Here is a 12,741-nt window from a genome sequence, read left to right as displayed (position 1 = left end):
ACCCCCGGCGTCCGGGCGCGGCTCGGTGGGGGCGTTGATCCGTCCCGGCTCCCCCGGGGGCGGAGACCGCCCGTCCGGCGCATCCGCGGGCGGTGCACGGCGGGAAGGGATCCACACACGTGCGTGACGGCGCACGAACGCCGCCGCCCGGCAGGTCCGGGCGCCCGACAGCCCGAGGGGTCCCATCGTGCCCGCGCCCGCCCACACCCCCGACGTCCTGGTGATCGGCGCAGGCGTCGCCGGACTCGCCTGCGCCCGTGACCTGCTCGCGGCGGGCCTCGACGTCCACGTCCTGGAGGCGTCCGACGCGGTCGGCGGGCGGATGCGCTCCGACCGGGTCGACGGGTTCCTCGTCGACCGCGGCTTCCAGGTCTTCAACACGTCGTACCCGCAGGTCCGGCGCCGGCTGTCGCTGCGCGGACTGCGGCTCCGTCCGTTCACGCCCGGCGTCCTGATCCACACCGGGCGCGGCAGGCTGCGTTTCGACGACCCCACCCGCCGTCCCCGCACCCTGCCCGACCTGCTTCCCGGCCGCCTCGCCGGACCCCGCGACCTCGTGGCGCTCGGCGCCCTGTCGGCCCGCGACCTGCTCGCCCCCGTCCGGGTGGTGAAGCGGTCGCCGGACCGCACCACCCGCACGGCCCTGGCGGATGCCGGATTCTCGGAGGCGTTCGTCGAGCGGTTCTTCCGCCCGTTCCTGTCCGGGGTGTTCCTGGAGGACGAACTGGAGACCTCCAGCCGGTTCTTCCACCTCGTGTGGCGCGCCATGCTGCGCGGCACCCTGTGCCTGCCCGCCGAGGGGATCGGCGCGGTGCCCCGCGCGCTCGCGGCCGCGCTGCCGGCCGGCACCGTGAGCCTGGAGACTCCGGTGGCCGCGCTCACCGACGACGGCGCCGTCACGGCCGACGGCGCCGAACTGCCCGCGCGGGCCGTGGTGGTGGCGACCGGTCCCGGCCCGGCGGTCGGCCTGCTGCCCGGCCTCGACCTGCCCGCCTACCGGACGGTGACGACGTACTACCACGTCACCGACCGCTCACCGCTCGGCGAGCCGACCCTCCTCGTCGACGAGCGGCGGCGGTTCCTCAACACCGTCGTCCTCAGCGACGTCGTCCCGCCGTACGCGCCCGTCGGCTCCGCCCTCGTCGCGACCTCCGTCCTCGGCGGGGACGATCCGGGACGGGAGAGGTCCGTGCGCGAGGCGCTCGCCGAGGTCTACGACACCTCCACCGGCGGCTGGGACCTGCTGACCGCCCGCACGGTCACGGACGCGCTGCCCGCGATGCCCCCGCCGCAGCCGCTCAGCCGCACCACCCGGGTCTCGCCCGCCCGTCACGTCTGCGGCGACCACCGCGCCACCGGCTCGGTCCAGGGCGCGCTGGCGTCCGGCGCCCGCGCGGCCCGCGAGGTGCTGCGGGATCTGCGCCGCCGCTAGCGGGGCGGTCGCCGCGGGATCCGTGCCGTCGGCAGCCGGGCGGTTCCCCCGGCGCGTGTCCGGGTCCGCCTTGCCGTGCGCCGGTCCGCCCTACCGCGCGCCCGGTTCCCGGCCTGCCCGGGAGGGCCGGGCCCGACCCGGACAGGGGCGCGCACCCGCCGACGGGACCGCCGGACCGGCCACGCCTCCGGGGTGGGGACGCCCTCCGCCGGTCGCGCCGCTCCGCGTCGTGAGCTGCTGCCGCGGGCCGGTGATGACGCCGTGCAGCGGACGGGAGACGCGGAGCCGCGAGATGCCCGGTGCCGGGCGGGCGCTCCGCCACCGCCGACCGCCGACCGCCGACCGCCGACCGCCGACCGCCGACCGCCGACCGCCGGGGGCGCGCGGGGCGCACCGGCCCGGCGGGAGGGCCGGGTCAGCTGCGCCAGGCCGGTGGCGTCGGCAGGGGGCCGGGCGGTTCGACGGTCAGTGCCCTGCCGTCGGTCCGGCCGGTGAGCCAGCCCAGCAGCTCCGCCGCCGGACCCGTCACCCGTGGTCCCCGTCCGTCCTTGACGACCCACCCGGTCCGGTCCTGGTCCGCGCACAGCGTCATCGGAGGGGCGTCGGGGTCGCCGCGGAGTCTCCCCACGGTCGTCTCCAGCTCCCGGGCGACGAAGAAGGCGGGCCAGTCGGCCGGGCCGTGCCCGGTGGCCAGGTCGGTGTGGTGCACTTCCACCTCGCGCAGCATGCTCCCCACGGCCCCGCGCACCGGCTTCGGGCCGCCGCCCAGCCAGCGCACCGGTACCTCCCAGGCGTCCCGCGGGTGGTCCCGGGCCGCGGCGAGGAAACGGTGCAGCGCGGTGTCCATGTCGTCGAGGAGCGCGGCGGCGGACCGGCCCGCGCCCGCCTCGATCTCGCGCTCCCGCTGGGCCTCGTCGGCGTACTGCGGCAGGTCGGCGCCCGAACGGGCGGAGGCGAGCAGCCGGCTGCGGGAGTCGGCACTGCGGGCCAGATGGGTGAGGACGTGGCCGCGGGTCCAGCCGGGCAGCAGCGAGGGCGCCCGTACCTCCTCGTCCGACAGCGCGGCCGCGGTCGCGAGCAGCCGGTCGACGGAGGCGTGCAGCAGAGGCAGGACCGAGGCGGGGCTGTCGGGAGGCATGGGTCTCCGATCGGTGACGGCGGATCGCGGTGACGACGGTCGTCTCCCCTGTTCCCGGCCCGCGGCGACCCGCACGTCGTTCGTCCGGTGGAGCCCCGCCCCGCCGGAGCCCGGCCCCGCCGGAGCCCCGCCCCGCCGGAGCCCGGCGCCCGGCGGGGCACCGGGCGCCGGGCTCCGGGGGCCGCGGGGCCGCGGGGCCGAGGGACCGTCAGGGGCGTGTCCGGCGGCCGGGTTCCGACATGTCTTCGCCCGCGAGTCTCCCCGCGAGTCCGATGACAGCGTCCCGTTCGTCGGTGAGGACCCTGTGCCCGGCTTCGGCGTGACGCGTCATGCCGGCGGTGCCGTCCGGGTCCCGGCGAACCCGGAGCCCGGACGTGCGCACACCGGGGCCGGGCCGGGGCCGGGCCGGGTCGGCGGTCGATGTAGGGGAAGACGCGACCCGCGGTGCGCGCGTTCCGGGAGCCGGCGAGGCCCTGCGCGGCGCTCGGGCGGCCGCGCCCCCGCGGATCCCTCACTCGACGCCCCGGGCGCGCCGGAAGCGGGCCAGGCCGTCGGCGAGGTCGATGATCGGGTCCGGGTAGCCGGCGACGGCGGCCCGGTCCTGGCCCCGGAGTTTCCACGGCTCGTGCACCGCGGGGCCGTCGAGCCGGGCGAGTTCGGGAACCCACCGGCGGACGTACGTGCCGTCCGGGTCGTGCCGCTTGGCCTGCGTGACCGGATTGAGGACGCGGTTGGGCCGGGTGTCGGTGCCGGTGCCCGCCATCCACTGCCAGTTGAGCTGGTTGTTGGCGATGTCGCCGTCGACCAGCAGGTCGAGGAAGTGCCGGGCGCCGACGCGCCAGTCGACGTACAGGGTCTTGGTCAGGAAGCTCGCGGTCAGCAGCCGGCCCCGGTTGTGCATCCAGCCCTCGTGACGCAGCTGGCGCATCGCCGCGTCGATCAGCGGATAGCCGGTACGGCCCTCCCGCCAGGCCGCGACGTCCTCGGCCGCCGCGTGCTCCGAGCGCCAGCGGTCGTGCTTGGTGCGGTAGTCCGCGGCGGCCGCGGCGGGCCGGGCCGCCAGCACCTGGCGGTGGAAGTCCCGCCAGGCGATCTGCCGTACGAACGCCTCGGCGCCCGGCCCGCCCGCCTTCCGGGCCCGGTGGACGGCCTCGACGGGGGAGACCGTGCCGAAGTGCAGGTGCGGCGAGAGCCGGGAGGTGGCGTCACCGGCCAGGTCGTCCTGGCGCTCCTCGTAGGCGGCGAGCCCGCCGCGCAGCCAGGCGGACAGGCGCCTGCGGCCCTCCGACTCGCCGCCCGCCGCCAGGGCCGGCGACAGCCCGGAGAGGCCGGCCCGGAAGGGCAGCGGCTCGGAGCCGACGCCGTCCGGCACCCGCACGGTGCGCGGCGCGGCCAGCGGATCGCGCAGCCGCAGCCCGGACCACCGCCGGAAGTACGGGGTGAACACGGCGAAGTGGTCCGAGGAACTCGGCGCCACCGCGCCGGGCGTGACCGCCGTGGTCACCGTGTCGTGGACGTGCAGCCGCCTGCCCTCCGCCTCCAGGGCGCGCCGCAGCCGCCGCTCGCGCAGCTGCGCGTAGCCGCTGACGTCGGCCGCCATGTGGACCTCGTCGGCGTCCGTCTCGGCGGCCACCTTGCACACCTCCTCGACGACGTCCCCGGAGCGGACCACCAGCCGCCCGCCGCGCACACGCAGGCCCGCGTCGAGGTCGCGCAGGCAGTCGGCGAGGAACGCCAGCCGGTTGGGCGCGGCGAAGCCGGCCCGCGCCACGCCCCGGTCACGCACGAACAGCGGGACCACCCGGTGCGCCTCGCACGCGGCCCGCAGCGCGGGATGGTCGTGCAGACGCAGGTCCGAGGTGAACAGGACGACCGAGACGTTCATGGGGCGTACTCCGGGTGACGGGAAGGAAGCGGTCGGTGAGGTGTTTCCGGCCGGGGCGAGCCGGCGGATGCGGCCGTCAACGGGCCGACGTGCGTGCCCCCGCCGGTGGGGCAGGGGTCCGTGCGGCGGCCAGCGCGATGTTGCGGGCCATCCCGCCGAACACGACGGCGTGGAAGGGCGAGACGCTCCACCAGTAGGCGTGCCCGAGCAGCCCGTGCGGGTGGAACAGGGCCCGCTGCCGGTAACGGGTGCGGCCCTCGTCGTCCGTCTCCGCGCGCATCTCCAGCCAGGCCAGCCCCGGCAGCCGCATCTCCGCGCGCAGCCGCAGCAGGTGCCCGGGCTCGATCTCCTCCACCCGCCAGAAGTCCAGCGAGTCGCCGACGCGCAGCCGGGCCGCGTCGCGCCGCCCCCTGCGCAGGCCGACCCCGCCGAACAGCCGGTCCAGCCGGCCGCGCACCGCCCAGGCGAGCGGGAAGGAGTACCAGCCGTTCTCCCCGCCGATGCCCTCGATCACCCGCCACAGCGCCTCCCGCGAGGCGTTCACGGGCAGCTCGCGCCGGTCCGTGTACAGACTGCCGCCCGCCCAGTCGGGGTCGGTGGGCAGCGGATCGCTGGGTGCCCCGGGCACCGACGCCGACGACCAGCGGGTGGTCACCTGGGCGTCCCGGACCCGCTTCAGCGCCAGCCGCACCGCCTCGTCGAAGCCGATCGGATGGCCCGGCGGGTCGGGTACGTACCGTGCGATGTCGTGCTCGTGGCAGATCACCTCGTGGCGCAGCGACTCGGTGAGCGGCCGCGCGATGGACGCCGGCACCGGCGTCACCAGGCCGACCCAGTGGCTGGAGAGGCGGGGGGTGAGGACCGGTACGGGCACGATGATCCGGCGCGGCAGGCCGGCCACCGCCGCGTACCGCATCATCATGTCCCGGTACGTCAGCACCTCCGGTCCGCCGATGTCGAAGGCGCGGTTGACGTCGGCGGGCATGCGCGCGCTGCCGGCCAGGGTACGCAGCACGTCGCGCACCGCCACCGGCTGGATGCGGGTGCGCACCCAGCTGGGGGTGACCATCACCGGCAGCCGCTCGGTCAGGTAGCGCAGCATCTCGAAGGAGACCGAGCCCGAGCCGATGACCACCGCCGCGCGCAGCACGGTGGTCGGCACGCCCGACGCCAGCAGGATCCGGCCCACCTCGGCCCGGGACCGCAGGTGCGGGGAGAGCTCCCGCTCGGGCACGCCCACGGGGGTCAGCCCGCCGAGGTAGACGATGCGGCGCACCCCGGCCGCCCGGGCCTGCTCCCCGAAGATCCGCGCCGCCCGGCGGTCGGTCTCCTCGAACGTGGCGCCGCTGCCCAGGGCGTGCACCAGGTAGTAGGCGACGTCGATGCCGCGCATCGCCTCGGCGACGGACGCCGCGTCCGTGACGTCGCCGCGCACCACCTCCGCCTCGCCCGCCCACGGGTGGTCGCGCAGCTTGCCGGGCGACCGGGCCAGACAGCGCACCGTGTGCCCCTCGGCGAGCAGTTCCGGCACCAGACGGCCGCCGATGTATCCCGTCGCCCCGGTCACGAGACAGCGCAGCCCGGGTCCGCCCTCGTCGTGGTTCATCAGTCGCCGGCCCTCCGTGTCGATGGCGTCCATGGCGTCGACGGCGTTCATGGCGTCAACGGCGTCAACGGCGTCCATGGCGTCGATGGCGTCCATGGCTCCCTGTGATCCCTTCCACGGACGCGGCGGCAGTGGATGCGCGTGCTTCTATAGGGTGACCCCGTGGCCACAGCAGACGACCGGGAGCGGCGGCCGGCGACGCAGCCCGAACCCGGACCTCCCGCGGGGACCGACCTGCAGTCCCTCGCCGTGCACCTGCGGCGGATGAACGGCGAGATCAACCGTCTGGTCCACGGCTTCGCCGCCGACCACGGCCTGCACGCCACCGACGTCCAGGCGCTCGCGGCGATCCTGGACGCCGACGAGCCGATGACGCCCGGGCGGCTGCGCGAGCACCTCGGGCTCACCTCCGGAGCCGTCACCGCCTGCGTCGACCGGCTGGAGCGCGCCGGGCACATCCGGCGGGTGCGGGAGAGCGCGGACCGCAGAGTGGTGCACCTGTACTACGCGGCGGACGCCCGGGCCGCCGCGCGCACGTACTTCCGGCCCCTCGCGCAGGCCGCGCAGGCGGCGCACGCGCGCTTCACGGACGAGGAACTGGCCGCGGTCACGCGCTTCGTGGCGGCCATGAACGAAGAACTCGCCCTTCTGCGGCCCCACGGCTCCTGACCGCATCCGCCGACCCGCGGACAGCGGAAGAGCAGGTGTCGCTACGATCATTTAGCTCAATGATTGAGATTGTTTGTCATTGAGATACGTGTACCGAGGTACCTGCCGAGGTACTGCCGAGGCACCGGTCCGGACACCGGCCGAGGCGCCCGACCGAGGCACCGTCCCGTAAGCCAGGAGAACCATGTCCCTCACCGCACGACGAGGCCGCTTCCTCGTCCCCCTGCTGCTGCTCGTCGTCTGGCTCGGCGTCGGCGGAGTGCTCGGCCCGTACGCCGGCCGGCTCGGCGAGGTCGCCACCAACGACCAGGCCGCCTTCCTGCCGCGCAGCGCCGAGTCCACCGAGGTCGTCGCCGAGCAGCGCGCCTTCCGGCAGGACGAGACGCTGCCCGCGATCGTCGTGTGGACCGACGCGGACGGCGGCCCGATGCGGGACAGGCAGGCCGCGGCCGGTGAGGCCCTCGCCTCCCTGACGGACCTGCCGGGCGTGTCCGGGAAGGTCTCGCCCGCCCTGCTCTCCCGGGACGGCCGGGCCGTCGAGGGCGTGGTCCAGCTCAGGCCCGACCTGGGGGAGCGGCTGCCCGACGCCCTCGACCGGATCCGCGCCGCCGCCGAACGGGTACCTGGCAGCACGGTCGAGCTGGCCGGACCGGCCGCGACCCGCGCGGACCTGTCCGACGCCTTCGCCGGGATCGACGGGCTGCTGCTGGTCGTCGCGCTGGTGACGGTCCTGGTGATCCTGCTGCTGGTCTACCGCAGCGTGCTGCTGCCCCTGGTGATCATCATCGGCGCGGTCTTCGCGCTGGGCCTGGCCTGCGCCGTCGTGTACGTCCTCGCCGACCACGGCGTGGTCCGGGTCGACGGGCAGGTCCAGGGCATCCTCTCCATCCTCGTCATCGGCGCGGCGACCGACTACGCGCTGCTGCTGACGGCCCGCTTCCGGGAGGAGCTGGCCGCGCGCACCGACCGGTTCGCGGCCGTGCGGGCCGCGCTGGGTCGGTCCTGGGGCGCCGTCGTGGCCAGCGCGGCGACCGTCGCGCTGGGCCTGCTCGCGCTGCTGACCAGCGACCTGACGAACAACCGGGCGCTCGGCCCGGTCGGCGCGATCGGCATCGTCTGCGCGCTGGTGAGCTCGCTGACCTTCCTGCCCGCCGCGCTCGTCCTGCTGGGCCGCGCCGCCTACTGGCCGGCCGCCCCGCACGCCGGGGACGAAGAGCGCGGGGGCGGCCGGGGCGTGTGGCGGCGCGTGGCCTTGCTCGTCGACCGCGCGCCCCGGAAGGTCTGGGCCGTCTCGCTCGCCGTGCTGATCGCCTTTGCCGCCTTCGCCCCCGCCCTCGCCTCCAAGGGCGTACCCCTCGACGAGACGTTCGTCGACGACGCGCCCTCGGTGGCCGCCCAGCGGACCCTGTCCCGGCACTTCCCGGGCGGCTCCGGCAACCCCGCCGTCGTCATCGCGAACGCCGACCGCCTCGACCGCGTCGTCGCCACCGCCCTGCGCACCGACGGCGTCGCCTCGGCGGCCGGCGTCACCGCCTCCGGCCGGCCCGGCGGCTCCCCGCTGGTCGTCGACGGGCGGGTACGCGTCGACGTCACCCTGAAGGCGGCCGCCGACAGCGACGCCGCCAAGGACACCGTGGCCCGGCTCCGCGGCGCCCTGCACGCGGTGCCGGACGCCGACGCCCTCGTCGGCGGCTACACCGCGCAGCAGTACGACACCCTGCGCACCGCCGAACGGGACCGCACCCTCATCGTGCCCGTCGTGCTGGCAGTGATCCTCGTCATCCTGGCGCTGCTGCTGCGCTCGCTGCTGCTGCCGGCGCTGCTGGTGGCCACCGTCGCGCTGAACTTCCTCGCCACGCTGGGCGTCTCGGCCCTGGTCTTCCGGCACGCCCTCGGCTTCACCGGCACCGATCCCTCGGTCCCGCTGTACGGCTTCGTGTTCCTCGTCGCCCTCGGCGTCGACTACAACATCTTCCTGATGTCCCGGGTGCGTGAGGAGTCGCTGCGGCACGGGGTCCGTCAGGGCATCCTGCGCGGGCTGGTCGGCACCGGAGGCGTGATCACCTCGGCGGGCGTGGTGCTCGCCGCGACCTTCGCCGCCCTCGGGGTGATCCCGCTGGCGTTCCTGGTGCAGATCGCGTTCATCGTCGCCTTCGGCGTGCTCCTCGACACCCTGGTCGTGCGCTCGCTGCTGGTGCCCGCCCTCGCCCGCGACCTCGGCCCCGTCGTGTGGTGGCCGGGACGGCTGTGGCGGGAGGGCCGCACCCCGGCCGTCCGGGCCGACGGGTCGCGGGAGACCGCATCCGCGACCGCCGACACGACCGAAGAAAGGGTGACGCCCACGTCGGCCAGGATCCCGACCCAGGAGTGAACCGTGTCCTTGCAGCCCGTCGTGACCGGCCCCGCAGATGCCCGTGCCCTGTCCCGGCCGCTGTTCGAGCGGCTGCGCTCGCTGGACGAGGGCACCCCCGCGTACATGTACGTCCGCAACACGCTCGTCGAGCTCAACATGGGGCTCGTGCGGTACGCGGGGCGCCACTTCCGGCCGCGTCCGGAGATGTACGACGACGTGCTCCAGGCCGGCACGATCGGGCTGATCAAGGCCATCGACCGGTTCGACCCGACCCGGGGCAACGACTTCGAGGTCTTCGCCGTGCCCACCGTGTTCGGGGAGATCAAGCGGTTCTTCCGCGACACCACCTGGGCGGTGCGGGTGCCCCGGCAGCTCAAGGAGTACCGCGCCCTCCTGCTGGAGGCCCGCGCCGAGTTCGAACAGGAGGAGGGACGCTCGCCCACCGTCGGCGAGCTCGCCCGGCGCACCGGACTGTCGCAGGAGCAGGTGGTGGAGGGCCTCCAGGCGGCGGAAGGGCACGACGCCATCTCCCTGGACGCGCCCGCGGAACCGGGCGAGGGCGAGGTCCTCGGCGACCTGCTCGGCGCGGACGACCCCGCCCTCGCCAGGGCCGAGGACGTGGCCACCCTCGGTCCGCTGATCGCGGCGCTGCCCGCCCGTGAGCGCCGGATCCTGGACATGCGGTTCCGGCGCGACATGACCCAGAGCGAGATCGGCGCCGAACTGGGCATCTCCCAGATGCACGTCTCCCGCCTCCTGAGCCGCACCCTGGCCCGGCTGCGCAGCCGGCTCGACGGCCGCGGCTGAGGAAACCGCCGGGGCCGGCCGTCCGGGCGCACATGTCCGCGCTGTTTGCGGGCACGAGGAAGGGCACGACAGTCGTCGTGACGATGCCCAGGCCGACGCAGGAGGTGGCTGCCGCTATGAGCGGGAAGGTGTTGGAGCGTTTCCCCGCAGGAGCTCCGCGCGGATCATGGCCCGCGGAGGAGTACGCCGCGCAGCGCCGTGCCGCGGGGGAGCCCGCCGAGGTCGTGATGGACCTCGAATCGGACGCCTTCCTCGTGGTCGTCGCCGGCGACGAGGACTGACAGTGATGATTGCTGCGGCTCCGCTCGGCGACCCCCGCCCCCGGAGCGCGAACGCCGCGCGCGGTTCCGCGGCGGCGCGGCGCGACCGACCCTGCGGTCTGACCGCCGCCCGCCACGACCGCCACACCCGCCGCGGGCCGTGGCCGCGCGCGTCAGGCGGTACGCCCGCGTCCTCGGCGCAGGCCGCGCACATGGGTGAACGCGACGCGGGCCCGGCCATCAGCTCCCCGGCGGCCGGCGGGCTCAGCAGCCGCTTTGGCGTACGGGGCAGCCGGGACCGGTCCAGCATCCTTGCCGGGGTGTGGTGCAGGCTGGGCCGCCCGCCCTTCTCCCGCGGCCGCCCCGCCGTACTCCCACGGCCCCCTCGGCCACACTCCCGCGGCCTGCTCGGCCTGCTCGGCCTGCTCGGCCTGCTCGGCCTGCTCGGCCTGCTCGGCCTGCTCGGCCTGCTCGGCCCGCTCGGCCCGAGCGGTTGACGGCGTCGTTGCGGCCGGGGCGGCATGCCCTTGGTTCACGCGTGCCGCCCGCCGGGTGAAGCAGGGAGTCGGCCGGACGGCGGGCGGTGGTGCCGAGCGGGTGCGCTGAGGGGGCATACGGGGAATTCTCGCGAGGCCGCAGTGCACGGTGTGGAATCGGGGGTGTGCCGTTCGTGCGGAAGGTGACACGAGGACCCCGGCCCCTGGAGGACGCCATGACGTACTACCTGCTCAGCGTGGTCCAGCCGAGCGAGGCGGAGCCGCCCTCGGCGGAGGCACTCGCCGAGATCGGCCACAACCTCGAGGTGTTCCACCGGGAACTGCGCGAGGCCGGCGCGTGGGTCTTCGCCGGAGGACTGCACGACCCGGAGAGCGCGACCATGCTGCGGCCCCACAACGGGGAGGTGCTCGCCACCGACGGCCCCTACGCCCAGGGCAAGGAGTGCCTGGGCGGCATCTGCCTGATCCAGGCGCCCGACCTGGACGCGGCCCTGCGCTGGGGACGCCGGGCGGTGTGGGCCACGACGCTGCCGATCGAGGTACGCGCCTTCATGGAGGAGGCCTGACGCCGGGCAGGGGCACCGCCGCGGATCTCATCACAGCACCGGAATTTATTTTGGTGTATGAAATGTTGGTCTATGCATCGACTTCCGGGTCGACCGGACCGTTCAGACCGCATCGGCGAGCCGCGAGGCCCGCCCCACCAGCGAGGCACCCGTGAACCACCCCAGCCCCGAGCAGCCCGCCGACGTAGTGGCCCGACTGCGGGCCACCTTCCGCACCGGCCGCACCAAGCCCCTGGACCGGCGCACCGACCAACTGCGCCGCTTGCGCGCGCTGCTCACCGAGAAGGGGCCCGACCTGGCCGCCGCCCTCCACGCCGACCTGGGCAAGAGCGCCACCGAAGCCCACCGCACCGAGATCGACTTCACCGTCCGCGAGATCGACCACACCCTCGCCCGTCTGGCCGACTGGCTGCGTCCGGAGCCCGCCCCGGACCCGGCGCACCTCGGGGCCGACGCCCGCGCGTGGACGCAGTACGACCCCCTCGGCGTCGTCCTCGTCATCGCCCCCTGGAACTACCCCGCCCAGCTCCTGCTCGCTCCGCTGGTCGGCGCGCTCGCCGCCGGCAACGCGGTGGTCGCCAAGCCCAGCGAGCTGGCCCCGGCCACCTCCGCCGCCCTGGCCCGCCTGCTGCCGGAGTACCTCGACACCGACGCGGTCGCCGTCGTCGAGGGCGGGGTGCCCGAGACCACCGCCCTGCTCGGGCAGCGCTTCGACCACGTCTTCTACACCGGCAACGGCACCGTGGGCCGCATCGTCATGCGCGCCGCGGCCGAGCACCTCACCCCGGTCACCCTCGAACTGGGCGGCAAGTCCCCCGCGTTCGTCGACCGCGGCGTCGATCTCGACGTGGTCGCCGACCGGCTGGCGCGCGGCAAGTTCCTCAACGCCGGACAGACCTGCGTCGCGCCCGACTACGTGCTGACCGACCCGGCCACCGCCGCCGCCCTGGAACCCGCTCTGGCCCGCGCCGTCGAGGCGCTGTACGGCAGCGATCCGCGGACCTGCGGCGAGTACGGCCGCATCGTCGACGAGCGGCACTTCGACCGGCTCACCGGTCTGCTCGGCTCCGGCCGCGTCGTCGTGGGCGGGGACAGCGACCGTGCGCAGAAGTTCATCGCGCCGACCGTCCTGGCCGACGTCGACCCCGAGTCGCCGGTGATGCGGGAGGAGATCTTCGGCCCCATCCTGCCCATCGTGACCGTCTCCGGCCTGGACGAGGCGATCGACTTCGTCAACGACCGGGACAAGCCCCTCGCCCTGTACGTCTTCTCGGAGTCCGACGGCACCCGCGCCCGGATCGCCGCGGAGACCTCCTCGGGCGGCCTCGGGTACGGCCTGCCGCTGGCCCATCTCACCGTCTCCGACCTGCCGTTCGGCGGAGTGGGGGAGAGCGGCATGGGGAGCTACCACGGCCGCTACTCGATCGAGACGTTCAGTCACCGCAAGGCGGTCCTGGACAAGCCGCTGAGCTGACCCCGGACGCCGTCGACCGACCGGTACCCCCGCCGGTCGCCGGTCGCCGGTCGC

At 75.3% G+C, this 12,741-nt stretch carries 11 protein-coding genes; 8 read left to right on the top strand and 3 right to left on the bottom strand.

Annotation, left to right across the window (positions count from 1 at the left end; genetic code table 11):
• The first annotated feature begins 187 nt into the window (after positions 1–187).
• Positions 188–1,432, top strand: a complete 1,245-nt coding sequence (locus VKA29_RS20100) for an NAD(P)/FAD-dependent oxidoreductase (RefSeq protein WP_324787255.1) — start codon at positions 188–190, stop codon at positions 1,430–1,432.
• Positions 1,433–1,847: 415 nt separating this feature from the next.
• Here VKA29_RS20100 and VKA29_RS20095 read toward each other — a convergent pair whose 3' ends face one another.
• The 3 genes from VKA29_RS20095 to VKA29_RS20085 all read right to left on the bottom strand — a co-directional run bounded on the left by VKA29_RS20095 (position 1,848) and on the right by VKA29_RS20085 (position 6,061).
• The gene (locus VKA29_RS20095) at positions 1,848–2,570 is read right to left on the bottom strand and encodes a maleylpyruvate isomerase family mycothiol-dependent enzyme (RefSeq protein ID WP_324787254.1); all 723 of its coding nucleotides are present in this window, start codon (positions 2,568–2,570) and stop codon (positions 1,848–1,850) included.
• 511 nt (positions 2,571–3,081) lie between these two features.
• Complete coding sequence (locus VKA29_RS20090; RefSeq protein WP_324787253.1) at positions 3,082–4,455, bottom strand: deoxyribodipyrimidine photo-lyase; 1,374 nt, start codon at positions 4,453–4,455, stop codon at positions 3,082–3,084.
• A 76-nt stretch (positions 4,456–4,531) separates the two neighbouring features.
• Positions 4,532–6,061, bottom strand: a complete 1,530-nt coding sequence (locus VKA29_RS20085; RefSeq protein ID WP_324787310.1) for an SDR family oxidoreductase — start codon at positions 6,059–6,061, stop codon at positions 4,532–4,534.
• Between the two features lie 162 nt (positions 6,062–6,223).
• Here VKA29_RS20085 and VKA29_RS20080 point away from each other — a divergent pair, with 162 nt between their 5' ends.
• The 7 genes from VKA29_RS20080 to VKA29_RS20050 all read left to right on the top strand — a co-directional run bounded on the left by VKA29_RS20080 (position 6,224) and on the right by VKA29_RS20050 (position 12,687).
• Positions 6,224–6,730 carry a helix-turn-helix domain-containing protein gene (locus tag VKA29_RS20080; RefSeq protein ID WP_324787252.1) on the top strand — a complete coding sequence of 169 codons (507 nt, stop codon included), beginning with the start codon at positions 6,224–6,226 and terminating at the stop codon, positions 6,728–6,730.
• 184 nt (positions 6,731–6,914) lie between these two features.
• Complete coding sequence (locus tag VKA29_RS20075) at positions 6,915–9,101, top strand: MMPL family transporter (RefSeq protein ID WP_324787251.1); 2,187 nt, start codon at positions 6,915–6,917, stop codon at positions 9,099–9,101.
• Positions 9,102–9,104: 3 nt separating this feature from the next.
• A complete protein-coding gene (locus VKA29_RS20070) occupies positions 9,105–9,890 on the top strand; it encodes a SigB/SigF/SigG family RNA polymerase sigma factor (protein ID WP_324787250.1) in 786 nt (261 codons plus the stop codon).
• A 116-nt stretch (positions 9,891–10,006) separates the two neighbouring features.
• On the top strand, positions 10,007–10,171 hold the full coding sequence (locus tag VKA29_RS20065; protein ID WP_324787249.1) for a hypothetical protein: 165 nt from the start codon (positions 10,007–10,009) through the stop codon (positions 10,169–10,171).
• Between the two features lie 191 nt (positions 10,172–10,362).
• Positions 10,363–10,647: a hypothetical protein gene (locus VKA29_RS20060; RefSeq protein WP_324787248.1), complete on the top strand. Its 285-nt coding sequence runs from the start codon at positions 10,363–10,365 to the stop codon at positions 10,645–10,647.
• A 215-nt stretch (positions 10,648–10,862) separates the two neighbouring features.
• On the top strand, positions 10,863–11,213 hold the full coding sequence (locus tag VKA29_RS20055; protein WP_324787309.1) for a YciI family protein: 351 nt from the start codon (positions 10,863–10,865) through the stop codon (positions 11,211–11,213).
• A 151-nt stretch (positions 11,214–11,364) separates the two neighbouring features.
• Complete coding sequence (locus VKA29_RS20050) at positions 11,365–12,687, top strand: aldehyde dehydrogenase family protein (RefSeq protein ID WP_324787247.1); 1,323 nt, start codon at positions 11,365–11,367, stop codon at positions 12,685–12,687.
• Positions 12,688–12,741 lie beyond the last annotated feature (54 nt).

It is taken from the genome of Streptomyces sp. H51 (assembly GCF_035656535.1).
In the GTDB taxonomy this organism is placed as follows: Bacteria; Actinomycetota; Actinomycetes; order Streptomycetales; family Streptomycetaceae; genus Streptomyces.
The sequence above is the reverse complement of the archived record's forward strand: the minus strand, read 5'-3'. Positions and strand labels throughout refer to the sequence as shown.